Below are 25,762 nucleotides of genomic sequence, written 5' to 3'. Positions count from 1 at the left end.
TTTTGTTTTCCAGTTTCTTTCAGGACGGAATCTTCAAAAAAAATCCCCCGCCATCAGCGGGGGATTTTAATTTAATCCTGTTCAGATTAGTTGTTGATAAGTTTGTCTTCGCCATTCCAGCTGTAAAGTTTACGGATTTCTTCGCCAACTTTTTCAGACTGATGTTCAGCAGCTTTCTTTCTCATAGCTTTGAAGTGAACCTGTGCACCTGCATCAGACATATCAAGTAAGAAGTCTTTCGCAAATGTACCATCCTGGATATCAGAAAGGATCTTCTTCATAGCTTTCTTTGTATCTTCTGTGATGATCTTAGGTCCTGTGATGTAATCGCCGTATTCAGCTGTGTTGGAGATAGAATATCTCATTCCGGCAAATCCTGACTGATAGATCAGGTCTACGATCAGTTTCATTTCATGGATGCACTCGAAGTATGCGTTTCTTGGGTCATAACCAGCTTCAACAAGTGTTTCGAAACCAGCCTGCATAAGAGCACAAACACCACCGCAAAGTACAGCCTGCTCACCGAAGAGGTCTGTCTCTGTTTCTACACGGAATGTAGTTTCAAGAAGACCAGCTCTTGCTCCGCCGATTCCAAGACCATATGCAAGTGCAAGATCCTGAGCTTTTCCTGTGTAATCCTGCTCTACAGCGATCAGGCAAGGTGTTCCTTTTCCCGCCTGATATTCACTTCTTACTGTGTGACCAGGTGCTTTAGGAGCGATCATTGTAACGTCAACATTCTTTGGTGGTTTGATGCATCCGAAGTGAATATTGAAACCATGAGCGAACATTAACATGTTGCCTTCTTCAAGGTTTGGTTCGATGGATTCTTTATAAAGTTTAGCCTGTAATTCATCGTTGATAAGAATCATGATGATATCAGCCTGTTTAGCTGCTTCTGCTGCTGTATATACCTTAAAGCCCTGTTCTTCAGCTCTCTTCCAGGATTTGCTGCCTTCGTACAGACCGATAATGACATCACATCCGGAATCCTTTAAGTTCAGAGCATGCGCATGTCCCTGGCTTCCGTATCCAATAATTGCAATTTTCTTGCCATCCAGTAAGCTTAAATTGCAATCTTCCTGATAAAAAATCTTGTTAGCCATTTTATTTTCCTCCTACTAATCGTAAAAAAATTTATCGTTAAGGGATGCCCCCTAGCAAACTGTATAATATAAATATGTAATAATTCTTCCCTGCTGTAACATTCTTATAAGAACGTTACATCATCGGATCCTCTGGAAAGTCCGGTCACACCTGTTCTGGCCATCTCCAGGATCTCATAGCCTCTCATAAGATCAATAAATGCCTCCAGCTTATTGTGATTTCCTGTCATCTCCAGGATCAGTGAACCCTTGCTCACATCTGCCACCTTCGCATGGAATACATCTGCTATGGAAATGATTCCCTGTCTCTGCTCCGGTCTGGCTGCGACCTTGATCATCAGCAGCTCATGGCAGACACTGTTGTCCGGTTCAAGAATCTTAATATCCCTTACATCTACAAGCTTGGCAAGCTGATGAGTGATCTGCTCCAGAATCAGTTCATCCCCGCTGCACACAACGGTAATTCTGGAAAAGCGTTCATCTGCTGTCACACCTCCGGTAATGCTGTCGATGTTATAACCACGACGGCTGAACAATCCAGACACACGTGTGGTCACGCCTGCAGTGTTATCTACCAACAGGGATAATACTCTCTTCTGCATAATCCACCTGCTTCCAACGTGCTTTCTTTCAACACGTTAATATAATAAATAGCTCGTATGGTTACCATTATATCAATAATCCCGATTTTGTCAATGTTATTTTTGGTCAAACCAATTATGTTTTTCAATGAATATTTATACATTTTTTCAGATCAGATATTTATCTTTCAGTTCGCTAATCATCTTTGGCTTCAGGTACAGTCCATTGCGGAAAAAACGCTCCTGGGTTCCATATTCTTTTTTTATGGTCATAAACGCTGTTTCCAGATATTCTTCTTTCACCTGATACAGGGCAGCCAGTTTTCTGTCAGCTCCTCTGGGGATATCTTCCCAGGTCTGTGCCAGACGCTGCATATATTGAAGTTCTCCTGCCAGATATTCGTTAGTACGCATATAATCCTGCATGATTGTTTCCTCTTCTGCTCCCAGCAGCAGGAGAAGGAGGGCAGTCCCCAGGCCTGTACGGTCTTTTCCTGATCCGCAGTGCCATAAAACAGCTCCAGCCTCATTGCGATAGATCACATCTATGAATCTGGCATACTGTTTGACCACGAATTGATCTTTGCACGCCTCTTCATATTTCTTCTTTATGTATTTCTCAGGATCATCCGGCAGTCTTTTCAGAAGACTCTTAATATCCTCCGGCAGTGCAAAACCCGGAACTGCTTCGTCCATAACAGAGATGTGATAATATTCCACCCCTGCCATGATCATATCCGGTTTTTTCCTGCGTTCCAGATCTGACCTCAGATCGATTACTTTTTTCAGATTATAAGATTCCTCCAGTACCTCTTTATCGAATCTGGAGATATGATAGAGTTCTCCGCTTCGCAGCAGACGCCTTGGAAGGATATGCCGTCCGTCCCTGGTAATAATCGCTCCCAGATCCCTGGTATTAGGAAGACTCTGCAGAACGATCCTGCTTCCTTTTGGAAATCCTGTAGCCATATCAGGATTAAGTGCCCGCAGAAGTTTTATGCACTCATGAACCTCCCGTTCTGTCATGTCAAATTTGTATCTTTTCTTTCTTCTTGTAATGATCACCAGATAGTTCACACTCACCTGTTTGATATCGCTGTCCTCCGCTCCTTCTCTTCGCAGATATGCCCACACGATATCCTTACAGGGAAGACTGTTGAGCATCATATGTCTGGTAAAAACAAGATATCCGTCTTCTATTCGTATTTTCCCATATTTCATGACATCCTCCGGAAACCTGCTGCCAGCCTCTTTGCGGTACAGCAGCAAAAAATTTAATATATTTTAGAATATCACAGAAATCCCTGTTTGACAATTACAGGCAAAGGATTATAATTATTGTGCTACTTTATATTAATTAAAGGAGGATTTTTTTATTATGGAAAATCTGGTTTTCTGTCTGAATGCCACTATTCCCATTTTTCTCACCCTTCTTCTTGGACTGTTTTTCCGGAAGATCGGGCTTTTTGATGATGAGTTTGTCAGCAGGCTGAATAAATTTGTATTTAATGCTGCACTTCCTGCTCTTCTATTTCTTGATATTGCCAAATCTGACTTTTCCAGCGTCTGGAACACAAAATTCGTATTATTCTGTTTCTTCGTAACATTGATCAGTATCGGTATTTCCACAGGTTTATCCTATTTACTGAAACCACGCAATATCCAGGGTGAATTTATCCAGGCATCCTACCGCAGCAGTGCCGCGATCCTTGGCATTGCGATCATCCAGAATCTTTATGGAAACGCAGGAATGGCGCCGCTTATGATCATCGGAAGTGTGCCTCTTTATAATGTGATGGCAGTTACAACTCTGTCTCTGTTCGCACCAGGAGACGGCAAACTCGATACCGCAAAACTGATCAAAACTCTGAAAGGTATTGCGACCAATCCTATCATCCTGGGTATTCTCACCGGCACCATATGGTCACTGCTTCATCTGCCCATGCCGACGATATTGGATACCGCAGTAAACAATCTTGGAAAAACCGCTACTCCTCTTGGCCTGATGGCTATGGGCGGTGCACTGAAATTCGACAAGGCATTCGCAAGGCCGAAGCCACTGATCGCATGTACCTTTCTGAAGCTTGTGGGATATGAAGCTGTATTTCTTCCACTGGCTGTGCTTCTGGGATTTTCCCATGATATGCTGGTTGCGATCATTATCATGCTTGGTTCTGCCACTACTGTAAGCTGTTATATCATGGCCAAAAACATGAAGTATGACGGCGATTTTACTTCCGGTGTGGTTATGACTACCACTCTGTTAAGCTCCTTTACCATGACAATCTGGCTCTATATATGCAAAAGCCTGGGACTGATCTGAGCCCAGGCTTTTTATGTTTATATCAGCTTCAGATATTCCAGTCCGTTTCTGATTCCATAATGGAACATATCCTGTGTAATATGATCAGCCAGAGCTTTTATTTTCTCCGAACCATTTCCCATGGCAACCTTCACCGCCGCATATTCAAACATGGCGAGATCATTATTGCTGTCTCCAAACACGATCGTATCCTCCCATGGAATATCAAAGAGTCTGCACACTGCCGAGATCCCCACTGCCTTGTTAAAGCCCTTTGGGACAAGTTCAATGGTGGTTCCCGCAATCCCTGAACCACTCTCATGACGGATAATGTCATAATACTCACTCAGTTCCCTGCAGGCAGCTTCTGCATCACAGCCTTTTATCATCTTTGCACTAATCTTATTAATGCGCATACAGTCTTCATTTCCCCTGATGGGACGCCATTTAGGTCCTAAAGATTCTGTAATCAGATCCGTATACCAGTTCACATCTGTATTATATTCATCCTTATCATAATACATGAAATCTGCACCTTCCATAACCGGGACCAGACCATATCTGCGCAGGATTTCCACTGACTTTTTTGCAACTTCCGGGGGCATCTCTTTATTAAAAAGACGTTCTCCATCCTTTTCAATGGTAGCCCCGCAGGCACTGATCATACCGGTAAACGGAAGCTCTTCCAGATACCAGGAAACAAAGGCCCTGCTCCTGCCTGTGCAAAGCCATGCGTCATGACCGTTTTCTCTTAATTTCTTCAATGCCTCCTTTGTGCTCTGGGGTACACCCTTTTCCATATCGCAGAGTGTTCCGTCTGCATCAAAAAACACTGCTTTTCTGTTCACTTTCTTATCTCCTGATTTTTATATTTACGTTTATCTTCCAGTGTGCCGACAAGCTATGCAAAAAATACTGTCGCTGCCTTAACCAGGCTCTCTGTATCTTTCGCACCTGTTGTTTCATATACAGAATGCATGGCAAGCTGTGCCAGACCAATATCCACTGTTTTCACAGGAACCTGATTATTAGAAATATTTCCCAGCGTTGAGCCACCTGCCATATCTGAACGGTTTACAAAGGTCTGGTACGGCACCTTTGCTCTGTCACAGATATCCTTGAAAATTGCAGCGGACACTCCGTCTGTACAATATTTCTGGTTTGCATTGTACTTGATCACGATTCCCCCGTTCAGCACCGGACGGTTTACCGGATCTGTCTTATCCGTATAGTTTGGATGGAGAGCATGGGCATTATCTGCAGAAATCATAAAACTGTCTGCAAGTGCCATATAATATTCCTCCTGAGTGCGTCCCAGTCCCATATTGATCCGCATCAGAGTATCCTTAAGGAATGTGGAGGCAGCCCCCTGTCTTGTACTGCTTCCCACTTCTTCATTATCCAGCACACAATGTACAGAAATGCTTTCTTCACGATTTCCCTGCAGGAATCCCTCCATAGAAGAGAATGCACACTGCAGATCATCCAGTCTGGGTGCAGAGACAAATTCCTCATTTACTCCCCACAGAGTACCCGGAGTTCTGTCATAAAGAAACAGATCATGTCCCAGAATATCTTCCGTCTTTACATCTGCGGCCTCAGCCACAGTTTCCATAAATCTGCCCTTTCCTTCCTTATCGCTGAAAAGAGGCAGCATATCCTTCTGCACATTATATTTATATCCGTCATTTACTTCCCTGTTCATATGAATGGCAAGATTAGGAATAACCAGCAGATCTCTGTCCACAGTCACCATCTTCTCTCTGATTTTTCCATCCTGACGGACGATCAGCCTTCCTGCCACTGACAGAGGTCTGTCAAACCACGGAGACAGAATCATTCCACCGTAACGCTCCACATTCAGTTTGATATAAGCATTCTCCACCTCTATCTCAGGATTCTCCTTAATCTTAAGGGAAGGGGAATCACTGTGGCTTGCCATAATATGAAACTTCCACACAAGCTTCTGCGGAATGGAAAAAGCTATGATCGCAGAATGATTTCTGGTCACATAATAATTTCCGCCTTTTTTAAGCTTCCAGTGATCCTCCTCTTTCAATTCTTCAAAGCCTTCTTTGTCAAGCCTTTTGGTCATCTCCGTCACTGCCTGAAATGCAGTGGGGCTTTTCTCTATGAATTTCAGTAACTTCTTTGCTGTTTTTCTGTACATAGTTTGATTCTCCATTTGAATGATTGTGAAAATGATACCTGATTTATACTGTTTCTTATTATAATCATTCTATCCTGATAATAAAAACAGCAGTCATTATTTCCATAAGAAATATGTGCTGCTGCTTTTATATCAGTCTTTAATGATCAGAGCCATAAAAACCAGATCTGTATTTCCTGTATTTGCAAGTGCATGTCCATGATTATCCGGTGTGAATGTAATATCTCCGGCTTTTACCGGACGATAGGTACCGTTGTCATTGTATTCACCCTGTCCCTGTAAAATATAGTAGGTTTCACTTTCTCCATGATGTTCATGATATCCCAGTGAACATCCCGGCTCCAGGGTTACCTGTGCATACAGTCCACATTTACCATTCAACTGTTCTGCATCAAGGATTTCTTTGATGATTACGTGACCATTTCCACCTGCCATGTGTTCTTCGCGTCTGATTTTCATAATTTTTTGCCCTCCTGTAGGTGTTTTCTCTTTTATAGAATTTCCATTGAATATATCATAGCACTGTTTGTAAAAAATGGCAAAGTAAATATCAATGGAACATTCAACAAAATATCGTTACTGGTTACTGTTCACTTTATTTTGCAGTATTTTCAGATTTGTTCAGAAGGCTGTCCAGAAGCTGCGAAATGGTCTGATTTAACACAGGATGTCGCAGATACGGAGCAATCTGATTCATTGGTACAAGAACAAAATCGCGGTTGTGCAGATCAATATGAGGAATATGAAGATCTGGCATATCAATAATTTCCTGATCATAAAACAGGATATCCAGATCCAGTGTCCTTGGTCCCCAGTGGATGATACGTTCCCTGTTTGCCGCCTGTTCTAACTGATGCAGTCGCACAAGCAATTCTCCAGGAGTAAGAAGTGTCCGCATTTTCAGAACTCCATTTAAAAATTCATCCTGATCAGTAACTCCGTAAGGTTCTGTAATAAGATAATCGGAAATTGCCTCTATACGGCATCCTTTTGTCTCTGCCAGACCACGGATCCCATTATCTATATACATCTTTTTATCACCCATATTAGAGCCAAAAGCAATGTAAGCAGTATGCCATTTCCGTGTAATTTCCACAGATACGGTTTTCAGAGGAAGACCAACCGGTGCCCAGGGCTTTTCGATCTTCAGAGTGATTTTTTCAAGTCCGGAAAGAGAGCAAAGAAGCATTTCTGCAAGATTCTCTGCAAGAGATTCCAGAAGTTTATAAGTATGTTTTCTGGTAAAATCAGTGATCATATGGCTGACTTCGCCATAGTTTATGGAGGCAGACAACTCATCGGTTAATCCCGCCAGACGTGTTCTGGTAAAAAGAGTGGCAGAAATAACAAATTTCTGTCCCAGAACATTTTCCTCGGGATATACACCATGGTTTGCAAAAACCTCCAACTCTTTAATTTCTATTTTGTCTAATCTGGTCTCATCCATAACAGCAAATCCTTTCTGTATGTTATTTATATTTACCATCTGTTTTGTGCCAGTAATTTATCTGCGTCCCAGGATTGCTTCTGTCATCTGGATCACACGCTTATTTTCTTTAACATCGTGGACACGGACAAAAGAGCATCCCTTCATTACGCCAATTACACTGGTAGCCAAAGTCCCCTCCATGCGCTGATCTACAGGAAGATCCAGTGCCAGTCCAATCATGGATTTGCGGGATGTACCAAGGAGAACCGGAAATCCCAGATTCTGAAAAAGCTCCAGGTGATTCATTGCTTCCAGATTCATTTCAAATGTTTTTCCAAAACCAATTCCCGGATCAAGCATAATTTTTTCATCTTTAATGCCAGCCTGTCTTGCAAGATTGACACATTCCTGTGTTTCGGCGAGCATATCAATGAGAAAGTTTTGATATTCTGTATTAGATTTGTTGTGCATCAGACAACAGGCCACATCATATTTTGCGATCACAGCTGCCATTTTCGGATCATATTTTAATCCCCAGATATCGTTAACCAGGTCAGCTCCTGCCTGGATAGAGCTTTCAGCAACACTGCTCTTAAAAGTATCTACAGAAACAGGAATGTCAAAATGGTTTTTGACCGCTTCAATAACAGGAAGAACTCTCTGTGCTTCCTTATCAGCACTGACAGGAGTATGACCGGGACGTGTAGATTCGCCTCCGATATCAATAATATCTGCACCATCAGCAATCATTGCCTCTGTATGTTTCAAAGCTTCATCCATATGATTCCATTTGCCGCCGTCAGAAAAGGAATCAGGGGTAACATTTAGAATTCCCATTATGTAAGTATGATTCTTAGTATCAAAAAAACGGTTTCCAATTTTCATGAGCAGAGCCCATCCTTTCTTTTGTGCTTATGAAGAAGATCAGTATTCAATTTTCATATTTTTTTTATCATCAGACCAATAGCATTCAGAGGCAGCAAAACATAAAAAACAATTTCTGGACTGCTTATCCGCTTTATAAAGAAGTGCTGCCAGCGTACTGCAGGAATCTCCTTTTCGGTGATGTCCAATGGAAGACAGAATCAGTTCTTTTTCCTGTTCTGTAAAGTGCAGATCTGTCAGGATTTCCCGTGCGATTTCTACTCCTGCAATATCATGGGGAATGTTGTACTGATATTGCTGTGCACGTCCGATATCATGAAGAAGTGCTGCTGCATAGATAAGCTCTTTAGGCAGCTCCAGATGTTCCTCCAGTGCATAAATGTACATCAGCCGTGCAACATCCAGAAAATGTTCAGGAGTATGACGGCAGAAGATCCGTTCACTTTCAAGTTCCTGTATTTTTTTATAATGTTCCTGATAAACCGGGTGTCTCCAGATCTGATTGACACGATCCATATCTGAAAAATTGTTATTCATCCTTTTACCATAGAAAGGAACATTTTCTGCAGTTCCTTATCTTCTGTAAACGCACCACGGGTTACAGTAGTGATTGTTTTGCTGCCTGGTTTTTTTATTCCGCGCATGGTCATACAGGTATGTTCCGCTTCCAGCATTACCATAATTCCTTTTGGATCCAGAGTACGCTCCAAAGCATCTGCAATCTGAACAGTAAGCCGTTCCTGGATCTGTGGTCTTCTGGAATAAACCTCTACTGTACGTGCCAGTTTGCTTAAACCGGTAACTTTGCCGTTGGGGATGTATGCAAGATGAGCTTTTCCATAAAAAGGCATCAGATGATGCTCACACATGGAGTAAAAGGTGATGTCTTTTTCCAGCACGATTTCATTATTTTCTACCGGAAACTGCTTTAACAGGTGCTGGTCCGCTTCATGGCCAAGACCTCCGTAAATTTCTTCACACATGCGGGCAATCCTGTCAGGAGTATCGATCAGACCTTCCCGTGTGATATCTTCACCGATACCTTCCAGAAGCAGACGGACTGCCTGCTCAATTTTCACTTTGTCAACCATTAAAAAATAACCTCCTTTGTATTTTTGAAATGGAGATTATCCTTTTGACCAAATTAAAAAGGATATCTCCAATTGTGATAGAATGTATGTCGAAAACATTCCCTAACACAATATGAGATATCCTCTTATATTGTTTGCAACGGGTGCGGATAATATACCGTAAGACGCACTTTTCGTTTCAGTGACAACTCCCCATTCACCGAACACTTGACGCATAAAATCCTATTTTGCATATCATTCATTTCGGTATTCAGTATACCATGTAATACGATAATAGAAAAGGTTTTTTCTGACCTTTCAGAATAATTTTTTTCCTGCTGCCAGAACTAATAGTTTCGAAGCACACTTTGCAGATATTCTTTATAATGTTGCTTTACATCTTCCGGTCCGTACTGATACCATATTCTCGGTCCAGAATCGTACATAATTCCGTAACACATCTATTTCCATGTTATATAATCTTTCCGGACAAATGATTAATTTCAGCTAACAGATCTGTACCGTCCATCCTGACAATTTCTGGCGCTGTTTTTTCCAGTTAAAATCATAATACTCCACTTCTATTTCCTGGTATCTAGACTCACGAGCAAACTTAGCCATATACCAGATTATCCACATAGTGATTCCTTCCTGATGATAATGTGCCTGTGCTTCAACTTTACTGTATCTTCCAATATCGCTATATCGCGCCAGTATCTGCATATCTGTTTCTGTGTCTTCTCTTTTCCTTCGGGATTGTAATATATGTCTTTTCCTCTACTTCTGAAACTCAGAATCTTTCCGTCTCGGAGATACAATAAAGCAATCTTGTCTATTAGCATATAATCCTTTAATCTATAAAAGCCACTGTCTCTTAACCTCTACAAATTCATTGTTTGACAATCTTCCAATACATATTTCCTTCCATTTTTCAATGCCTTTCAATACCGGTGCATCTGGTTTTTCCGAAATACACTTATCTATTTGAAAAGCAGTTCTTGCACATGCGGAACGAAGATTTATTGTAGATTTTATCTCTTTTTCTGTACATTCCTTTATTTTTTCATAAGCCGTATGCTCTGCACACTCTAATAAAGCCTTATCTAATGGCATAAGAATTTCATCTGATAAATCAAGCACCCCCATATATGCCAAATTATGTATAGAAATATAAAACATCTGTAATCCAGGCTGTTTCCCATATCTTATAAGTCTTATTTGCTCGATCAACAATTCTTTTGCTGTATCTAATTCCGGCCACTTCAAAATAATATGTTCAGCAGCATTCGTCGCATCTGCTATTTTATTCTTATCATCACTATAGAATTGATCAATAATGTTTTCTCCTAATTCAGCTTCTATTCTTTCTTTGCTAAATAAAAGAGCTCTTGATTCTAAAGTATTTATCCCATATTCGCTCATTTCATCAAGTATTTTCAGCAACTTCACTACTAAATCAGAATCCATCCGATCTATTTCAAATGAAAAGCTACCGATTACACGCTCCAGTGCTTGATACCTATCATAAAACTCATCATAATAAAAATCCCTATGCTCATTATTATCAAATCCGCTCCTACCGATTTCCCAGTACTCAATAAATCTGTTAAGGATGATTTCGATATCCGCAATTTCCAATAAATCAGGGCACAAATAATTCATACACTGAAGTTCTGCAAATATTCTTGCCTCGCCCATCGTAACTGATTCAAGTCCTCTGGATTTCAGATTATCATAAAACTTATTATCCATAATATAGTTTCGTACAAGAGTCTTAACATCTCTTCCTTCTGGACTTGGCCACTTCAAAAAGGCGGCGGCGTAGTATTCCTTAAAATTCGGAAGTCCTGTGTCTTCATTTACATTTTTCCAAATTAATTCTCGTAAATCCGCCAATTGTTCAGCTGATAATAGAGACCATTCTCTTAATTTGTTTAAACGCGGAATAATCGCCCAATAATCTTCTTCCGATTCACTAGCACATTTTATCAAATCATCTATAATGGTCGAATCTATATTTGCTTTTTCATAGTATTTTTTTGCAAGGGTACTGGCAGAAATCACATCAAAAGGATCGGTTGATCTATCCTCACCTATATGTGTTCTGTTTTTTGTTGAAGATAATAATATTTCGTTTAAATACTGTGATTTAATATTTTCATCTATGATACAAAGAATCTGATAAATCCATTTATCCATTACACGGTATTCACGCACAATATCTGTATCAATTAACTTGCACATCAGTGTCAATAATTTTTTTTGCTGAACTAAAGAAGCTACCGAAACTAATCTTCTAAGTATTTCCAATCCATTATTCAGCAAATGAGTATACGCATTACCTCTTGCAGTATTTACGCTAATACTTTCGATATTTTGTTCGATACATTTAAATGCATAATCAAATAATTTTCTACAAATATCAAAACCGGCACTGATACAATTTTTACGTGAAATAATAGATTTAACTACTTTGTCATTTCCTGATCTCATACACATGAAAAATCCCAATGACGGAGTATTGATAAATAGTGCGTTAATAAATTCTATTTCCTGATGTGGAAGAAGTCTTGTCATACCAAGATGCAGCGGCATTGCAATCCTTGCCAATACTCTATAGAAACTATAGATTTCTCCAAATCCATTGCTCCCCCATGTGATTGTTCTTATTTCTCGATTTATCTCAAAAGGTTCTTCCTTGTGCTTACAGTAGTAATTATACAAATAATTATTCCATTGTTTTTTTTCCTTCTCGAAATCAAAAAATCGAGAATAATCTTCTATTCCATTCCATGCTACATGAAGCTCCTCATTTTTATCAAATGGATGAAGTCCTTGAATTACAAATGCTAAAAGTTCGTATGCACCAGATAAAATAGATCCGCATTGTACAAAATCCTTATTTTTTTCTTTTGGCATGCTATCAATGGATTCTTCTAATTCAGCAATGAGTGTTTTCAATTCTAAATATGCACTTTCAAGCAGACCACATTCTGCCATTAAACCAACCTTATTCAAACGCAATGCATATCTATTATCTTCACAGGAAAACTGTTGTATTTTATCTCGAACATCAGATATTTGCATTTTATAAAAGAGATGAACTATGAATTCCATTTCAAGTTCTTCATTTCCGGTTTCCATTATTGCAGCACTTTTTTTCATCACATCGAATACTTTTTGCCACGAATTCCAATTCATGTCTTCTCTATATTCACGCAATAGTGATTGACCAATGTAAAACCATTTTTCGTTCTTATCCTGAGCTGACCAGTCGCCTTTATCTTTATACTCTTTCCACAGTTCAAAAATATGGTTCTGCAGTATTTGTGAAAACACAATAAATCCTGTTTCATGTCTCCATACTAATTCAAATGCAAAATCTATTTTTTCTTGCATAGACAGGTCAGCTGTCTTCCACAATAATGATTCATCTCTGGTATATGACGCTAATATTTCTCTTTTAGTTACTGGGGCAATATACCATCCCGGATATAACTCACGTTCTTCCTTCCAATGTTTTGTTAATCCTATAACTTCGGCTTTCCGTTTTTCATTGCTACCAAACAATCCATCCGTCTGATAAAATTTTAAGTTCCAAGTGAACAAATCCTTGTCATCACCAATCACTGTTCCATTTTCTATATGAACACGTTCATAATCTGATTTTCTTAACCCATAAGAAACTCCAGATATAGAACTCAATTCATTTTTAATTTCCGATAGTCCAGTAGTTAGTAGAGTCTTTAATTCTTCTTGCTTACGTGAAAGCCTATTAAAAAATAATCTTCCTTCCAATTCAGGATTATTCATTGCTGTAAGTTCAAAAAACATTTGCACCAATGAATCAATTATCTTATCAGCATTATCAACATAATATGCCTCACATAAATCATTTAATTTTTGTCTCAATGCTTCTTCCATATCAAAAGCATCATCTTTTCGGATTTCTTTTAAAATCTTCTGCAGATTGTCTTTAGAAAATGCCGCTTGCAAATCGTTCAAAAATAATGTGTTATCTTTACATTTCAATCCTGTTAAACAAGAAGCAACCTCATTAATTTTAGAGTCAACATTTCTATTTTTCAAATAATCACGTGATGTACTTGCCGCTTTCCCAATAATACTATCCGAATAATTATCACATAAATTTTCTAAAATTCCTTTTAAACCACCAATTACAAGTGAAACATCCATTGTCATCTATTACTCCTTATCAGCAGGATTTTGCATATCATTCATTTCGGCATTTTTATGTCACGTAATACGATAATAAAAAGCTTTTTGCTGACTTTTCAGAATAATTTTTCCCAGTCTACCAATTTCATGATTGTTTTTACCGCATTCACTATTCTTGGAGCAAAATACGCCTTTGTAAGCCTTTTCTTTGAATATGCCCATATAAAATTCTTACTGGTACTTTCTATCAATAAATCTGTAAAATATCGTTCCCAACTGACATACTCTTTACTGTCTATATATTCTTCCGGATTCTGAAGTATTGTTTCTACATTTACTTCCGGTATTTCCTTTGTTGAAAGTAACAACCACTCAAAAGATTCTGGTGCATAGAGTACAATGTTTCCCTGTGTTTTAATGCATTCACTGATATCTTTCATCTCTGAACCAAATGCAGCTCCATCTACGATGACCAAAATTGTACCCTCTTCATTCGGTCTCTGTTCCAACTGTCTGATGATATTTGACTTCCCACCAGCAGAAAAACAATTCACACCCTTCTGTCTGGACATTTCTTTAAAAAATTCAAATCCAGAATTGGAATCCTCTGTTATTACAAGTTTCGGATTGATATTCTTTTCCTCTGATATTTCACCGTACAAATGATAAATCTCATTATATTTCTGTTTCGCATCATGAAATTTTCCAGATTTGCGAAATCCATATATTTCACTTACACTATATGGCAATGCCGGAAGCTTTTCTCTTGTAGCCAGTACAAAGTAATTATCAGATCCCTGCACAAGCTGTGCAAACTTCTTTGAAACCAGGAAGCGATTTCCTTCATCAATAAAAATAATGCTTCCTGTTGTTTCTTCTATCTTTCTTTCCCAATCCTCACTATCAATCACTTTACAGGGGCAGTCGCAGGAAAGAAATACACCGCTGTCCGCACCATATCTTCCATAATCATGTATAAGATCAATTAAAACAGTCTTACCTGATCCACTGTCACCAGTAATGATTGTAATATTCCTATGAATTACAAAATCATATTTCACTTTTCTGGATTCTACAATGATTCTATGTGAACCTTTCATAATCACTACTCCTGTTTCATTTCATTTAAATACTTATTTGCTATAGGAACAAGTTCCTTCATTGAATGGACCGTTTCTCCTCCATTTTGGACTTTTATCTCAAATTTTGTGTCTTTTCCAAAACTCATCATATGTCTGAGATTAATGGTAACATCTTTAATCCTGCCAATTTCCAATATCCATTTTGCACAGTTATCGCCACAGGTCGAGGCATTAAAAATCCGATCCGGTTCATTTAAAATCAGCAACAATGTTTTCACTCCTCCTGACAGTCTTTCAGGAGGAATCTGTCCCAACACCGGACTGTTAATGCATTCACCACTCAATACTTCTGAATCATCAATATCTTTAATCATCTTTTTCGCCAGTTCTGCATCAAGCCATTCTGGTTCATAACTGTTTTTAAAATAAACATTTGTATTATAAATACTGTTTTTCACATCTCCATAAATAATGTTCAACATTTATAAAAGCCTCCTCTCAAAATACAATTCTTCTTATAACATGGTTTCGTTCCGCCAAAAAATCCCGGTCCGACAATCCTCATCCCGGATCCGACACCGGTAAGCCAGCCAAAAAACTGTGAGCTTACCGATACAAGCTTTTTGAAGGACTCTTCCCCCTTACGATCAGACTCCAGAATCTCAGTATCCCGCATTTTATCTACACGATAATGCTTGATGATTCCGGCCGATGCATCATAGGCTACCAAATAGTAATTTTCATCATCCCATGTCAACGCCCAAAGACTGATAACGTAGAAGGCACCATTCTTTTTCAATTTCAGCTTCTTCTTAACTGTCCATTCCGCATAATGAAATTTAATCTGTTTATTTTCATAAATAGCTGTGTGAATATAATCTACGTTATAATACACTGTTTCATTCTCTGTCTTCGGCCGGTTACATATCTGGAAAGCATTTCAGTATCTGTTTTTACATTTACCACTCTTCACATTTAATATCACTTATCTGTTCGATTGGAATTATTCAGATTTTCAATATCATAACCAACCGTCAACACAATCTGGTCTGTTACAAGCTTCTTATCCACCAAATCCAAAACCATCTGGTCCGTCATCTCTTTGACGACTAATTTTGCTTTTTCAAAGTCATAAGGACAATGAAGTACTTGCCCGGAACAAACACTGTTCGCTTCCGGTTTGTAAGCCTTGACCATTTTCATGGTACAGGGTTCATATCCCCAGGCATGATCGATCAGCAGCTCTGCATTAACGCCAAACAGTTTATATAGCAGATCTTTGATATTTAATTCTGTACTGTCATCAGAAGAACCAATAAATGTTCTGTTCGGTGCTTTCCACCTGCGGGCACTGTTGGCTTCTTTTACTTTTGAACAACCTCAAATAAACGAGCCCTTCCGGGTATCCCATAACACTTTAATGCTGGAGATACCGCAAGACAGATAGTTTTTTCTGTTCTGCTTTTATCCGCAACCACAAGATTAGTCGTCAAAGGATCTCTATTTCGCTCTTTACATTCCACAGATGCATAGAATGACTTAAGATCGATTGCAATATAGGTTCTTTTCTTTTTCATCATTCTACGCCTCCTTCTCCTGTGTTTCGTTTGTAATTATTTCTCCTTATCCATCGCCATATGTATCATTTTTTCAAAAGATTCTCTGAAACGCTCATCATCTTCTGCTATTCGTTTTCTTGGTCCTTTTAAATGATTCTTTCCGGATGCCCTTCGTGCTTTCTTATTCAGATGCCGCTCCATAAGCATCTGATCAATATTCTCATTGGTATACCATTTCCCTGATTGATGAATCGCATATGCGCTCTTTCCAAGTGCCATTGCAGCCACTCCATAATCCTGTGATACAACAATATCTCCTTTATGACAAATACTGATCAGTTTATAATCCACTGCATCTGCTCCGGCTCCAACTACGATCACTTCACTGTAATCAGAAGACAACACATGATTTGTATCACACAATAACGTTACCGGAATACTGTGCTCTTTTGCTACTTTTTCAACAATACCAACTACCGGACAGGCATCTGCATCAACAAAAATCTGCATATTTTCTCCTACTTTAATTGCACCTGAACGGAGTGCGAACCTCAATAAGATTGCCACTGGGATCATACAGTCTTACAAGCTTCTGCCCACCTGCAAGTTCTGTCAGTTCGGTAGCATATCGGACGAAATACTTACCAGATTCATATTTCGCAAGCAATCCATCTATATCAAAATCCTCGAAATACAATTCCATCATGTTATTGAACGGCGTAGAAGTTTCATTCAATGTTTTCCCCCATATGTCGGCATCCTGCAAAACAAGTCCCTCCGATAAGATCACATTACCTTCATTCTTAAGAATCACTTGCAGTCCAAATAAGTCCCTATAAAACTCTATGGATTTTTCTATATCATCCACCACAATCAGTACATTCTTTAACATACCGGCCACGTCGCAATCCGCATTCGATTATATGATCTTCCCAGACAAATGATCAATTTCATGTTGACAGATCTGTGCCGTCCATCCGGACAGCTTCTGCCGCTGTTTTTTTCAGTTGAAGTCATAATATTCTACTTCAATTTCCTGATATCTGGTCGTCTTACGAACACCATCCAGAGACAGACAGCCTTCTTCCGTCTCATACATGTCATGCTTTGAAACAATCACAGGGTTAAACATAACAACATCTATAAATCCCATGTTCACAATGATAATATTCTTCCTTACACCAATCATATTTGCAGCCATACCAACGCACCGTTCCCGGTTCGCCTGCAGTGTGTCCTGCAGATCCTTCCCAATCTGGATATCTGCTTTTGTGGCTGGCTTGGATGGCTGGCCTAAAAAGAAAATGTCTCTTACGATTTGCTTTACCATTTATTTTCTCCTGTATTTAATTTCTAATTCTTATTTATCCTGACCGGAAATCTTTCTCATCGGCTCAAGATTAATTTTACAGCATCAATCAAGTCCTCACTAAATCCTTTAATACCAACTCAAGTATAACATAGATATAACCCCTGTAGTGCATAAACTCGAAATATTCCTGTTCACTGGCAAATAAAATGTATTTGCCTTCTACGTATCCCATGTATCCGTTGCTTGTGTTATAACCTTTCATCTGCCAGTTCCCCCTTGATTTCTTTTTCTAATATTATCAGTTTACACCAAATGGCTGTGCAAAAATCCCGACAACCAAAAGGCTAAACTTCCTAAATCATTTTTGTATTCAACAGCTAAAGATAGAGAATAGCAAGGACAGGAAGTAGTTACCCACCTTCCGGACATTTGTCTCAAAACAGGAATCCTACTGGAATACTTGCAGATAGATAACGAAAGCAGCTTATCTTCCTTTGTCACAGTAAACCCTGTGTCATAAAGCTGATAAGCTGCCATTTTGTTCTGCAGGTATTCTATTTGTTCTCGCTCAATCTTTTCTTTAACTCAAAGATATTCTCCTCAATCCGCTGTATCACAGCCTTAAAATCATCGTCTGATTTCCCCGTTGGATCATCAATTCCCCAGTTATCATCAAATGCCCTTCCAATAAAAGGACATCCCACATTACAGCCCATTGATATTGCGATATCAACATCTGGGATATCAGTAATCAGCTTACTATACTGACCATTTGCTTCCATGTCTATTCCATAAATCTCTTTCATGACACGAACGGCATCCTGATTAATCTGAGGCTTTGTCTCTGTTCCGGCCGAATAGCTTTCAAATATATCTGATGCCAGATGTTTTCCCAATGCCTCTGCTATCTGACTACGGCATGAGTTATGAACACAGATAAATGCGACTTTTTTCTTATTCATGAAATGGACACCTCTCCTTAATACATTGGTTGTTCTTATCAAAATGAATACACTTTATAACTGACTTTTCCATTTGTACATTGAAATTTTCCGCTACATAGTCTATCGCTGAAATTATGGCTATATAGGAATCTCTTTTACAACATCTTGGTCCACCAATGCTCCCGATTGCGTCAAGTGCCTTGGAAGTCATTTTATTAGCAAGCCCCCAAGGTTCATTTTTAAGTGGAGTCGCTCCTGAGATTATTGATATAAACATTCCTGTACTAATTCCAGCACCACAAGCACCCCAGAATCCACATACGCCACCCGGAACAGCTTTTCCTCGATTCATCATTTCAAGTAGCGCTTCCGGCAAATCAATCTCACCACCTGCATTTTTATATGCAGCAAGGAGCGCTGAACCAACCATAACATGATGCTCTGGTCCATGCATATGACAGAATGGCTGTTCCATCATTTTTCTTATAATTTCTATCGGATTCTTAGATATTTCACTAAGACATATGTCTATAATTACATCCATTCCTTTTGTATGGCATTCATTACATACATAATGGCCCTGCTCACATCGGGTTTTGCTTACTTCCTTTTTATGGCATAACACGCACTCCATCATTTCATCTTTTTCAAGATATATAAGTGGTGCTTTACATATAATACATTCTTCTTTCATTTCCATTTCCTACCTTCCCAAAGCTTCAATAAATGAACTTGCCTCTCTTATTACTTTTTTATTCAGAGAATAATGATGCCACTTACCTTCCTTACGATCATTTACAAGCTCACAGTCGACCAATATTTTCATATGATGTGATAAAGTAGGCTGCGTGATATTGAATTTATCCAAAATCTTACATCCGCATTTTTCTCCGTCTGACAGCATCTGAACAATCTCCAGCCTATTTGTATCCGATAATGCTTTACATATCAGTATCATATCTCTTGTTTCCATTTTCGCCACCTCGCATAGACATTTGTCTATGTGTCAATTTATCATACGCATAGATACTTGTCAATGTATATTTATTAAATAAGAGTTATATAGTATTCTTTCCCCATTTTATCTCTCGCTTTTGATTTCTTTTTCTAATGTTATCAGTTTACACCAAATGGCTGTACAAAAATTCCAACAACCATTACTGTTCAGGAATTAACAGAACTAAAAAAAACAATGATGCAGACTGATAACAGTCAAAGCCATTGGTTTTCTTTATCCAAATATATTCTCTGGTTCTTCTACAATTTTTATTTTACTTTTTCCAACTTGTTATTTGCATCAAGGCAAACCTTGTCCCCTTCATTGATGTTACATTCATAGAGCATGGCATCCTCTGCTTTTATCCTTATTTCTTCTCCTGAAGAATTCATAAGCGTCACTCTTGCCATGACTGGCACGCCTTTCGGTCGCTCTTCACAACCGAAGTCCAGGTCTTCCTCAATTCGTTTTACTGTGTATATCATAGCTATTCCGTTACTGAAAACTTATAAAAAGTTATAAACTTCTATGTTCCATTCCTACTTCAACGAGTATGCTTTTGATGATATAAATATCAATCTACTCACAAGTTCTTGTACTCTCCATAGGCGTAAATTCCGGACTAACGTATCCGTACATATTTGCATTAACGTTTCAATGTCAGCCTGCAAATTTTTCTCCATAAATCTTGAGATTTATAGATGCCTGGAAATCTCTGTCAATCATATTCCCACACGCACATCTATAAACTCTGTCAGATAACTTCAGATCTTTTTTGATGTTTCCACAACAGCTACAAAGCTTTGATGATGGATAAAACCGATCAGCCACAATAAGCTGGATTCCTTTATCGCTGCACTTATATTCAAGCTGTTTTCTAAACCCAAAAAATCCCTGTGCCTGAACTGCTTTGGATAAATGTCTGTTTTTCATCATTCCGCTGACATTCAGATCTTCAATACATATAAATCTTGGTTTTCGATCTACGATCTCCGATATGGTCTGATTTAAATAATTTTTACGGATGTTTGTTAATCTGTGATTTCGTTTTAATAAAAGTTTTTCCTTTTTGATCACATTATTTGTTTTACAGTAACTTTCCCCTTTCTTATTTTTCTCGTAAGAACGAGAGCTACTACGCTGTAATCTGCGTTTCTGTTTTTCTGATTTCTTTACTTTCTGACTCTTATTGATGTTCTTATACTTAGCCCCATCAGAGCAGACAGCCAGATCTTTGATTCCCAGGTCTATGCCGACTCCGTCATCATTAAGTGTTTCCCTGCAGTCAGGAAATTCTACACATACGCTGATCCACCAGTTCAATCCGTCAAAGGATATTCTCGGGTTCATATATTTAGCATTTGTCGGAATACGTCCATGTTCTGCAAGTCTTACCCAATTCATTTTTTGTTTATTTGCTTTCCTGCTGGAAGAAAAGCCTTCAAATTTAACGTGTGTATTGCTGAAGCGTATCTTAACGTTGTCCTGATAGAACTTCGGCATTGATCTCTTTTTTGACTTGAATCTTAGGAACTTTTGCAAACCCCTGAAAAAGTTCTTATAAGCAGTACAGGCATCTTTAACTGCCTGTTTGGTTACATTATTTGAGATATTCAGTAACCATGCATATTCATCAGAATGTCTAAGCTTCGTAAATTCTTTTCTGAGTCCTGCATCTGAAATGAATCCGCCGCCTTTTTCATAGTTCTCTATTTCCCTGGCCAAAGCCCAGTTATAAGCAAATCTTGAAGCACCAGCGTACTGAAACATCTTAGTTTTCTGTACATTGTTTGGTATCAACATTACTTTTATGGCTTTTACCATCTGTTTCCTCCTGTAGCAGTTCACGGATAAGTTTCTTAGCTTTATCCGCTCGTTTTCCCTGTAATTTACAACTGAATACTGTGATTATCTGAACCAGATCTTCAACAAGTTCCTGCTGTTCGGATTTTTCAGTATTATCAATAATCTCAATCTCACAATTATAAAGTGAAGCGATATATTCTATCAGCTCAAAACCAAATCGTAATAGCCGGTCTTTATATAAAACAACAACCTTTTCAACCTGATTTTGAGATATTCGCCTGATCAATTCCTGAAGTCCTTTTTTCTTATAATTAATCCCGGAACCGATATCACTTATTATCTCAAATGGGTGTCCTTTTGCCAGAAGATATGTCTTAACATTATCAATCTGTCGTTCCAGATCATCTTTCTGTTTATGGCTGGAAACGCGACAATATCCAATTGTAATGCGTTTTTTAGGCTTTACATTTATTACCTGGTTGAGTTGCTCATCAGAATAATATCTATAGCCACTTACTGTAGTATGATGCGGATGAAGTTTTCCATTGGCATCCCAATTTCGTAATGTCTGGGCAGATACGCCTATAATTTTTGAAAATTCATGTATAGAATAATATTTACTCAAAGTATCAACTCCTTTCAATGATATTCTACCCTAATATCTTATAAAACTCAACATGTGCTTATATATTTTTATAATTTATATTCAACTGCTAATAACCCCTCAAACCAAACCCTCAAGAACTTCGATTATCTGGAAATACTCCACCACTGACGCCTTACAAATACTATTGATTTTTCTCTTATTATTATTTATTAATAACTTTACTTATAATGTCGGACATATGACCAAGACTGGATTGTCTATCAGCTAATGCATCCTCAAAGCTACTGTCACCATACACATCATTTACTTGCGCTTCCGTCCAAACATCACCTACTTCTTCCATTTTTTCAATAAATTCGTTGATTTCCTGTCTGTTCATACTGTTCTTTCCTTTTCATTTAATATGTGCTTAGTTAAATCTTGATAGTTCACATTACTAACAGCAAAATTAACATCCTCATTTGTGACTTTACTTTTTCTTGGACTTGAATTTAGCACTATATGCTCTAACCTCTGGATCATCAATCAGCCAACCATATCTCTGAAGAAATTCAAGTTTTCGATCATCTGTATCATAACGTTCTTCATTTCTCTTTCCTGGTATTCTTTCATTTTCTTTGCCATTAAAGAAACGGGTAGCCTCACCTTCACGATAAGACACCGGCTCTCCATTTTTGATGTATTTTCCACAATATACATCTTTATATCCATGGTATACCTTCTCGTCACCTACCATCCCATCCAAAATACCGCTTTCTAGTTTGGTTAACAGTCTCTTCTCTTCGTTTGATCTTCTCATGCCACTGCACCGCCTTTCATATAATCAGTAACCCATGTCTGGTTTTGCAGAAGATGTATTCCATTCTCAGCAGCTGTCTCAACCTTTACACTGGAAGGTTTCCACCCTTTTTGAAGTTTACGAATGTGCTTACTGACCTCAAAAGATATCTGATTGATATTGCTAGAATCAACTACCATAAGCTTCATAGGCTCAATTACATCAACAATAGTTTCAGATGCTTCGATTATCTCCTCTGCTACAACGGGCTCACTCTCTGGTATTTTTGCTATAGTAGCCTGCAATGTAACCCATAACGTCGTCAGATATTTTTTGTTTCTGTATCCAAAAATGATTGCTATTATCGCTGTGATACTTACCCCAGTGATAATCAGTTTCTTCTTGTGGACCTTAACCCACGCTAATAATTTGTTCTGCTCTTTCATGAGAAAATCTCCTTTCAATAATGATACCTTTATTTTAGGAGTATCGATTCTCATTGTTCAGAACAAAAACAGCTGTTTTTATATTTTGCCGTTATGCAGTTTGTAATCGAAGGTCATATCTTTATATGCAGTTTTCGCATAACGAATCTTTTTATTGGACCAAATCTTGTCTGGTACATACTCTTGAGAAATGTCATAAAAAGCACAAACAGATGCCCAATCCTCTAAGTCCGTTTCTTTACAAAACCATTCTTGGAGTGACTTGTCCTTATATATAAGCGCAGCACGGAAATATACTATGAGATATAGCGCCTCTAAATAAGATGCCTGAATAATTTCGTATTCTTGTCCGGGCTCCATAGTTGCCACATCATCCACAAACTTATTTCTAATAAGAACTGCTCGGCTTGTGACTGTAATTTCCTTTAGAAATGCCCATTCTCTATAATGATTTAAAGCCGGATTAATTGTCGGTTGATAACAAAATGCTGTTAGCCGATTCCATAAATCAGGTATCTCTCTAATACTGTTCTTTTCCATGGCACTCGTAATCTTATACATAAAATCAATATAATACTGCCATTCTAAAGTAAACACGGTAAATGTGTTCAAAACCATCTTTTCATTATTTTCTTCCCTTCCAACTAATAACTTCTGGACTGCTCTGTCATATTCATCAGCACATACCCTAAAATCATCATTATAGAATTTCGGGGAAAGAAACTTTCGATTTAGAATAACCTTCAACAGGCTGATTTCGTCTAACTGTAATAGTTCTAATAGTTCAGCATTATCTATGATGTATGGTTTTTTATTACGATTAACACTTTGATTCTGTTCATAGGCAGGAGTCTTTATATCAAAACCATAATGTTCCTTCACATAATGGCTTAGAGTTACATTCTTCGCATTCATATCAGCTGCCGCTCTTTGAAGTCGTCCTTTCATTGCATCTCCACCTAAAATCTCCTCATCAGACTGCTTCCTATGGCGCCTTAAGGATGTCTTTTTCGATTTTTGATGATATGCATACTCGCAACAATCAAGAAATATCTGTACGATAATATCGCGAAGTTTAATCTTCCCTCCAAACATGAACATCTGATATTCTGTTGGCAGCACGTGTATTAAAGTACTCTCAATTGTTGAGAATGCTTCCCACATTTTTTCATTTAACACTTTCATTCCTCCAAAAGAATTAATATACAGATTTTTAACTTATGATTTCCAATAATATTTGAATCATTCTCTCAAATGACTCCTTAAATTTTAAATTCTACCCTATCACACTCGCACCAAATGGCATGAAAGAGAGTCTTGCCATCTTGAAAAACTGTTTTCCAAATGGAATTCCAACTATCGTAATGCACCAAATACAACCAACTATCAGGTTTCCAAGTGCCATTTCCCATCCAAAAAATATAATCCATATAAGATTTACTAAAAACGAAAACATGCCATTTCCATACACGATTTCTTTTCCAAACGGCCAGAATGCCAGGGTCGCAAATTTAAAACATTGCAGACCTACCGGAATTCCAATAATTGTAATACACCATATGCATCCTGCCAAAATCCAAGCCAGGCCGCCCAGTAATCCTCCAAATATAAACCAAAGGATATTACCTATAGTTCTCATGACAACACCTCTCCTTATCCAATGTCTAATATTCTTTTGCAATTTTCTCTGTTATCTCATATATTTCTTTGAATTTTTCTAAGTCCTCCGGCGATCTAATCAGCATGATTTCTTCTATTTTTCCAGTCCGTATATCTTTGAATCCTGCTACTTCTTCTCCGGTACAAATGCTTGCACGAATAACAGGTTTCATATGTTCTCGGTCATATGTTTTTTTCACGATTTTCTTTTTGAATAATCCCATTCTACCTCCCCATCTCCGAATATCTTTGACAACAAAATCAACTATTTAATTCCTGGAACATTTTTCTGCATCAATCGCAAGTACAAACATCAGAGCATCCAACGCATTTCCTGTATCCGGCACATCAATAACATATGTATCAGTCATATGAAACAATTCTTTACTAACCCGTGCAATTGAATAACCGCTTCTATCAAGAATGCTATAATCCCATTCCATAATGGTTCCATCAATATGCCATCCATTATAATCAATATTATAATGTGGTGTCAGGAATGAGAATTCTTTGCTTAGGCATCCGATATAACTGCCGTTTTTATAAATTTCAAATTTAGGAAGGAAGGTAAGAACTTTCTGAACAACCATTCCTACTTCATTTCCATAAGCATCATAAATTGCAAGTTTATGTCCCCAGGACAACTGGCCCTTTACTACATAAACAGTGTTGCCTGCTTCATCATAGATATCATAGCTGTCAAACCATGAAAACAGCCTTTGTGTGACATGCTCTCGCCACTTAAATCTTACAGATTTTGAAGTGGGAGCTTCCTGCTCAATTGCCCTTCAGGGCAAAGCTAAAACAGGCTATCCCCGCGTGTCCCGCGGTTCTTTTTTTATCCGGTTAC

At 38.3% G+C, this 25,762-nt stretch carries 31 protein-coding genes, 3 pseudogenes and 1 riboswitch; of the genes and pseudogenes, 1 reads left to right on the top strand and 33 read right to left on the bottom strand.

All coding sequences use genetic code 11. From position 1 onward, the window contains the following. Positions 1-86: 86 nt before the first annotated feature. From ilvC to R8695_RS05925, 3 genes are all read right to left on the bottom strand, one after another. Positions 87-1,106, bottom strand: a complete 1,020-nt coding sequence (gene ilvC, locus R8695_RS05935) for a ketol-acid reductoisomerase (RefSeq protein ID WP_118509529.1) — start codon at positions 1,104-1,106, stop codon at positions 87-89. Positions 1,107-1,210: 104 nt separating this feature from the next. Continuing rightward, positions 1,211-1,708 carry an acetolactate synthase small subunit gene (gene ilvN / locus R8695_RS05930; protein ID WP_118509528.1) on the bottom strand — a complete coding sequence of 166 codons (498 nt, stop codon included), beginning with the start codon at positions 1,706-1,708 and terminating at the stop codon, positions 1,211-1,213. A 147-nt stretch (positions 1,709-1,855) separates the two neighbouring features. Continuing rightward, the gene (locus tag R8695_RS05925) at positions 1,856-2,908 is read right to left on the bottom strand and encodes a tyrosine-protein phosphatase (RefSeq protein ID WP_118509527.1); all 1,053 of its coding nucleotides are present in this window, start codon (positions 2,906-2,908) and stop codon (positions 1,856-1,858) included. Between the two features lie 157 nt (positions 2,909-3,065). Here R8695_RS05925 and R8695_RS05920 point away from each other — a divergent pair, with 157 nt between their 5' ends. Further along, positions 3,066-4,010 (top strand): AEC family transporter, encoded by a 945-nt coding sequence (locus R8695_RS05920; protein ID WP_154780961.1) that lies wholly within the window; start codon positions 3,066-3,068, stop codon positions 4,008-4,010. Positions 4,011-4,027: 17 nt separating this feature from the next. Here R8695_RS05920 and R8695_RS05915 read toward each other — a convergent pair whose 3' ends face one another. The 30 genes and pseudogenes from R8695_RS05915 to R8695_RS05770 form a co-directional block, all read right to left on the bottom strand. Continuing rightward, positions 4,028-4,837, bottom strand: coding sequence for an HAD family hydrolase (locus R8695_RS05915; protein ID WP_167829785.1), 810 nt, complete (start codon positions 4,835-4,837; stop codon positions 4,028-4,030). 53 nt (positions 4,838-4,890) lie between these two features. After that, the gene (locus R8695_RS05910) at positions 4,891-6,159 is read right to left on the bottom strand and encodes a M18 family aminopeptidase (protein ID WP_154780960.1); all 1,269 of its coding nucleotides are present in this window, start codon (positions 6,157-6,159) and stop codon (positions 4,891-4,893) included. A gap of 132 nt (positions 6,160-6,291) precedes the next feature. After that, the gene (locus tag R8695_RS05905; RefSeq protein WP_008704853.1) at positions 6,292-6,618 is read right to left on the bottom strand and encodes a cupin domain-containing protein; all 327 of its coding nucleotides are present in this window, start codon (positions 6,616-6,618) and stop codon (positions 6,292-6,294) included. A gap of 136 nt (positions 6,619-6,754) precedes the next feature. After that, positions 6,755-7,606, bottom strand: coding sequence for a 2-amino-4-hydroxy-6-hydroxymethyldihydropteridine diphosphokinase (gene folK / locus R8695_RS05900; protein ID WP_008704856.1), 852 nt, complete (start codon positions 7,604-7,606; stop codon positions 6,755-6,757). 57 nt (positions 7,607-7,663) lie between these two features. Continuing rightward, the gene (gene folP, locus R8695_RS05895; protein ID WP_118509523.1) at positions 7,664-8,473 is read right to left on the bottom strand and encodes a dihydropteroate synthase; all 810 of its coding nucleotides are present in this window, start codon (positions 8,471-8,473) and stop codon (positions 7,664-7,666) included. 39 nt (positions 8,474-8,512) lie between these two features. Beyond that, positions 8,513-9,010, bottom strand: coding sequence for an HD domain-containing protein (locus tag R8695_RS05890; RefSeq protein ID WP_243139598.1), 498 nt, complete (start codon positions 9,008-9,010; stop codon positions 8,513-8,515). Then, the gene (gene folE, locus R8695_RS05885) at positions 9,007-9,564 is read right to left on the bottom strand and encodes a GTP cyclohydrolase I FolE (protein WP_008704861.1); all 558 of its coding nucleotides are present in this window, start codon (positions 9,562-9,564) and stop codon (positions 9,007-9,009) included. The genes R8695_RS05890 and folE overlap by 4 nt, the downstream gene beginning before the upstream one ends. Positions 9,565-9,699: 135 nt before the next feature. Continuing rightward, a riboswitch (THF riboswitch) is annotated at positions 9,700-9,796 on the bottom strand. A 219-nt stretch (positions 9,797-10,015) separates the two neighbouring features. Continuing rightward, positions 10,016-10,149, bottom strand: a pseudogene (locus tag R8695_RS17675) (peptide deformylase); the annotation flags it as partial. Between the two features lie 249 nt (positions 10,150-10,398). Next, positions 10,399-13,746: a hypothetical protein gene (locus R8695_RS05875; protein WP_154780959.1), complete on the bottom strand. Its 3,348-nt coding sequence runs from the start codon at positions 13,744-13,746 to the stop codon at positions 10,399-10,401. A gap of 92 nt (positions 13,747-13,838) precedes the next feature. Next, positions 13,839-14,822 (bottom strand): ATP-binding protein, encoded by a 984-nt coding sequence (locus tag R8695_RS05870; RefSeq protein WP_118509519.1) that lies wholly within the window; start codon positions 14,820-14,822, stop codon positions 13,839-13,841. A gap of 5 nt (positions 14,823-14,827) precedes the next feature. Continuing rightward, positions 14,828-15,286: a DUF4869 domain-containing protein gene (locus tag R8695_RS05865; RefSeq protein WP_008704863.1), complete on the bottom strand. Its 459-nt coding sequence runs from the start codon at positions 15,284-15,286 to the stop codon at positions 14,828-14,830. After that, positions 15,280-15,699 carry a WYL domain-containing protein gene (locus R8695_RS05860; RefSeq protein ID WP_308418880.1) on the bottom strand — a complete coding sequence of 140 codons (420 nt, stop codon included), beginning with the start codon at positions 15,697-15,699 and terminating at the stop codon, positions 15,280-15,282. Before R8695_RS05860 ends, R8695_RS05865 begins: the two co-directional genes overlap by 7 nt. 98 nt (positions 15,700-15,797) lie before the next feature. After that, a pseudogene (locus tag R8695_RS17670) lies at positions 15,798-16,381 on the bottom strand (Y-family DNA polymerase); the annotation flags it as partial. A 36-nt stretch (positions 16,382-16,417) separates the two neighbouring features. Continuing rightward, on the bottom strand, positions 16,418-16,873 hold the full coding sequence (locus R8695_RS05850) for a YaiI/YqxD family protein (protein ID WP_118509517.1): 456 nt from the start codon (positions 16,871-16,873) through the stop codon (positions 16,418-16,420). Positions 16,874-16,886: 13 nt separating this feature from the next. Continuing rightward, a complete protein-coding gene (locus R8695_RS05845; RefSeq protein ID WP_020993716.1) occupies positions 16,887-17,255 on the bottom strand; it encodes a VOC family protein in 369 nt (122 codons plus the stop codon). A gap of 27 nt (positions 17,256-17,282) precedes the next feature. Next, a pseudogene (locus tag R8695_RS05840) lies at positions 17,283-17,693 on the bottom strand (peptide deformylase). An 88-nt stretch (positions 17,694-17,781) separates the two neighbouring features. After that, positions 17,782-17,937 (bottom strand): hypothetical protein, encoded by a 156-nt coding sequence (locus R8695_RS05835; protein WP_167343404.1) that lies wholly within the window; start codon positions 17,935-17,937, stop codon positions 17,782-17,784. Positions 17,938-18,229: 292 nt separating this feature from the next. After that, the gene (locus R8695_RS05830; RefSeq protein ID WP_118509516.1) at positions 18,230-18,637 is read right to left on the bottom strand and encodes an arsenate reductase ArsC; all 408 of its coding nucleotides are present in this window, start codon (positions 18,635-18,637) and stop codon (positions 18,230-18,232) included. Further along, entirely contained in the window at positions 18,630-19,319 is a 690-nt protein-coding gene (locus tag R8695_RS05825; RefSeq protein WP_330585306.1) for a DUF5714 domain-containing protein, read from the bottom strand. The genes R8695_RS05830 and R8695_RS05825 overlap by 8 nt, the downstream gene beginning before the upstream one ends. A 3-nt stretch (positions 19,320-19,322) precedes the next feature. After that, positions 19,323-19,592 (bottom strand): ArsR/SmtB family transcription factor, encoded by a 270-nt coding sequence (locus R8695_RS05820; RefSeq protein WP_118509515.1) that lies wholly within the window; start codon positions 19,590-19,592, stop codon positions 19,323-19,325. Positions 19,593-19,885: 293 nt separating this feature from the next. Further along, positions 19,886-20,101, bottom strand: a complete 216-nt coding sequence (locus tag R8695_RS05815) for a hypothetical protein (RefSeq protein WP_118509514.1) — start codon at positions 20,099-20,101, stop codon at positions 19,886-19,888. Between the two features lie 175 nt (positions 20,102-20,276). Continuing rightward, positions 20,277-21,440: an RNA-guided endonuclease InsQ/TnpB family protein gene (locus tag R8695_RS05810; RefSeq protein WP_317676239.1), complete on the bottom strand. Its 1,164-nt coding sequence runs from the start codon at positions 21,438-21,440 to the stop codon at positions 20,277-20,279. After that, positions 21,388-22,047 carry an IS607 family transposase gene (locus R8695_RS05805; RefSeq protein ID WP_154781073.1) on the bottom strand — a complete coding sequence of 220 codons (660 nt, stop codon included), beginning with the start codon at positions 22,045-22,047 and terminating at the stop codon, positions 21,388-21,390. The genes R8695_RS05810 and R8695_RS05805 overlap by 53 nt, the downstream gene beginning before the upstream one ends. A 184-nt stretch (positions 22,048-22,231) precedes the next feature. Further along, positions 22,232-22,408, bottom strand: coding sequence for a hypothetical protein (locus R8695_RS05800; RefSeq protein ID WP_154781072.1), 177 nt, complete (start codon positions 22,406-22,408; stop codon positions 22,232-22,234). Positions 22,409-22,498: 90 nt separating this feature from the next. Further along, on the bottom strand, positions 22,499-22,828 hold the full coding sequence (locus R8695_RS05795; RefSeq protein ID WP_118512497.1) for a hypothetical protein: 330 nt from the start codon (positions 22,826-22,828) through the stop codon (positions 22,499-22,501). Beyond that, entirely contained in the window at positions 22,825-23,253 is a 429-nt protein-coding gene (locus tag R8695_RS05790) for a hypothetical protein (protein WP_118512499.1), read from the bottom strand. Before R8695_RS05790 ends, R8695_RS05795 begins: the two co-directional genes overlap by 4 nt. Positions 23,254-23,331: 78 nt before the next feature. Beyond that, positions 23,332-24,432 carry a hypothetical protein gene (locus R8695_RS05785; protein ID WP_118512502.1) on the bottom strand — a complete coding sequence of 367 codons (1,101 nt, stop codon included), beginning with the start codon at positions 24,430-24,432 and terminating at the stop codon, positions 23,332-23,334. Between the two features lie 97 nt (positions 24,433-24,529). Beyond that, complete coding sequence (locus R8695_RS05780) at positions 24,530-24,892, bottom strand: YccF domain-containing protein (protein ID WP_118512504.1); 363 nt, start codon at positions 24,890-24,892, stop codon at positions 24,530-24,532. A gap of 25 nt (positions 24,893-24,917) precedes the next feature. Next, positions 24,918-25,136, bottom strand: coding sequence for an aspartate dehydrogenase (locus R8695_RS05775; RefSeq protein WP_118512505.1), 219 nt, complete (start codon positions 25,134-25,136; stop codon positions 24,918-24,920). A gap of 45 nt (positions 25,137-25,181) precedes the next feature. Beyond that, a complete protein-coding gene (locus tag R8695_RS05770) occupies positions 25,182-25,694 on the bottom strand; it encodes an LURP-one-related/scramblase family protein (RefSeq protein ID WP_167829792.1) in 513 nt (170 codons plus the stop codon). Positions 25,695-25,762 lie beyond the last annotated feature (68 nt).

Origin of the sequence: Blautia luti, assembly GCF_033096465.1 — a bacterium.
Taxonomy (GTDB): domain Bacteria; phylum Bacillota; class Clostridia; order Lachnospirales; family Lachnospiraceae; genus Blautia_A; species Blautia_A luti.
The sequence above is the reverse complement of the archived record's forward strand: the minus strand, read 5'-3'. Positions and strand labels throughout refer to the sequence as shown.

What these genes read in the sequence shown, in the direction of transcription:
- ilvC (WP_118509529.1), bottom strand. Translation starts at nt 1,106, where the DNA reads ATGGCTAACAAGATTTTTTATCAGGAAGATTGCAATTTAAGCTTACTG.
- ilvN (WP_118509528.1), bottom strand. Translation starts at nt 1,708, where the DNA reads ATGCAGAAGAGAGTATTATCCCTGTTGGTAGATAACACTGCAGGCGTG.
- R8695_RS05925 (WP_118509527.1), bottom strand. Translation starts at nt 2,908, where the DNA reads ATGAAATATGGGAAAATACGAATAGAAGACGGATATCTTGTTTTTACC.
- R8695_RS05920 (WP_154780961.1), top strand. Translation starts at nt 3,066, where the DNA reads ATGGAAAATCTGGTTTTCTGTCTGAATGCCACTATTCCCATTTTTCTC.
- R8695_RS05910 (WP_154780960.1), bottom strand. Translation starts at nt 6,159, where the DNA reads ATGTACAGAAAAACAGCAAAGAAGTTACTGAAATTCATAGAGAAAAGC.
- R8695_RS05905 (WP_008704853.1), bottom strand. Translation starts at nt 6,618, where the DNA reads ATGAAAATCAGACGCGAAGAACACATGGCAGGTGGAAATGGTCACGTA.
- folK (WP_008704856.1), bottom strand. Translation starts at nt 7,606, where the DNA reads ATGGATGAGACCAGATTAGACAAAATAGAAATTAAAGAGTTGGAGGTT.
- folP (WP_118509523.1), bottom strand. Translation starts at nt 8,473, where the DNA reads ATGAAAATTGGAAACCGTTTTTTTGATACTAAGAATCATACTTACATA.
- R8695_RS05890 (WP_243139598.1), bottom strand. Translation starts at nt 9,010, where the DNA reads ATGAATAACAATTTTTCAGATATGGATCGTGTCAATCAGATCTGGAGA.
- folE (WP_008704861.1), bottom strand. Translation starts at nt 9,564, where the DNA reads ATGGTTGACAAAGTGAAAATTGAGCAGGCAGTCCGTCTGCTTCTGGAA.
- R8695_RS05875 (WP_154780959.1), bottom strand. Translation starts at nt 13,746, where the DNA reads ATGACAATGGATGTTTCACTTGTAATTGGTGGTTTAAAAGGAATTTTA.
- R8695_RS05870 (WP_118509519.1), bottom strand. Translation starts at nt 14,822, where the DNA reads ATGAAAGGTTCACATAGAATCATTGTAGAATCCAGAAAAGTGAAATAT.
- R8695_RS05865 (WP_008704863.1), bottom strand. Translation starts at nt 15,286, where the DNA reads ATGTTGAACATTATTTATGGAGATGTGAAAAACAGTATTTATAATACA.
- R8695_RS05850 (WP_118509517.1), bottom strand. Translation starts at nt 16,873, where the DNA reads ATGCAGATTTTTGTTGATGCAGATGCCTGTCCGGTAGTTGGTATTGTT.
- R8695_RS05845 (WP_020993716.1), bottom strand. Translation starts at nt 17,255, where the DNA reads ATGTTAAAGAATGTACTGATTGTGGTGGATGATATAGAAAAATCCATA.
- R8695_RS05835 (WP_167343404.1), bottom strand. Translation starts at nt 17,937, where the DNA reads ATGAAAGGTTATAACACAAGCAACGGATACATGGGATACGTAGAAGGC.
- R8695_RS05830 (WP_118509516.1), bottom strand. Translation starts at nt 18,637, where the DNA reads ATGAATAAGAAAAAAGTCGCATTTATCTGTGTTCATAACTCATGCCGT.
- R8695_RS05825 (WP_330585306.1), bottom strand. Translation starts at nt 19,319, where the DNA reads ATGGAAATGAAAGAAGAATGTATTATATGTAAAGCACCACTTATATAT.
- R8695_RS05820 (WP_118509515.1), bottom strand. Translation starts at nt 19,592, where the DNA reads ATGGAAACAAGAGATATGATACTGATATGTAAAGCATTATCGGATACA.
- R8695_RS05815 (WP_118509514.1), bottom strand. Translation starts at nt 20,101, where the DNA reads ATGATATACACAGTAAAACGAATTGAGGAAGACCTGGACTTCGGTTGT.
- R8695_RS05810 (WP_317676239.1), bottom strand. Translation starts at nt 21,440, where the DNA reads ATGGTAAAAGCCATAAAAGTAATGTTGATACCAAACAATGTACAGAAA.
- R8695_RS05800 (WP_154781072.1), bottom strand. Translation starts at nt 22,408, where the DNA reads ATGAACAGACAGGAAATCAACGAATTTATTGAAAAAATGGAAGAAGTA.
- R8695_RS05795 (WP_118512497.1), bottom strand. Translation starts at nt 22,828, where the DNA reads ATGAGAAGATCAAACGAAGAGAAGAGACTGTTAACCAAACTAGAAAGC.
- R8695_RS05790 (WP_118512499.1), bottom strand. Translation starts at nt 23,253, where the DNA reads ATGAAAGAGCAGAACAAATTATTAGCGTGGGTTAAGGTCCACAAGAAG.
- R8695_RS05780 (WP_118512504.1), bottom strand. Translation starts at nt 24,892, where the DNA reads ATGAGAACTATAGGTAATATCCTTTGGTTTATATTTGGAGGATTACTG.
- R8695_RS05775 (WP_118512505.1), bottom strand. Translation starts at nt 25,136, where the DNA reads ATGGGATTATTCAAAAAGAAAATCGTGAAAAAAACATATGACCGAGAA.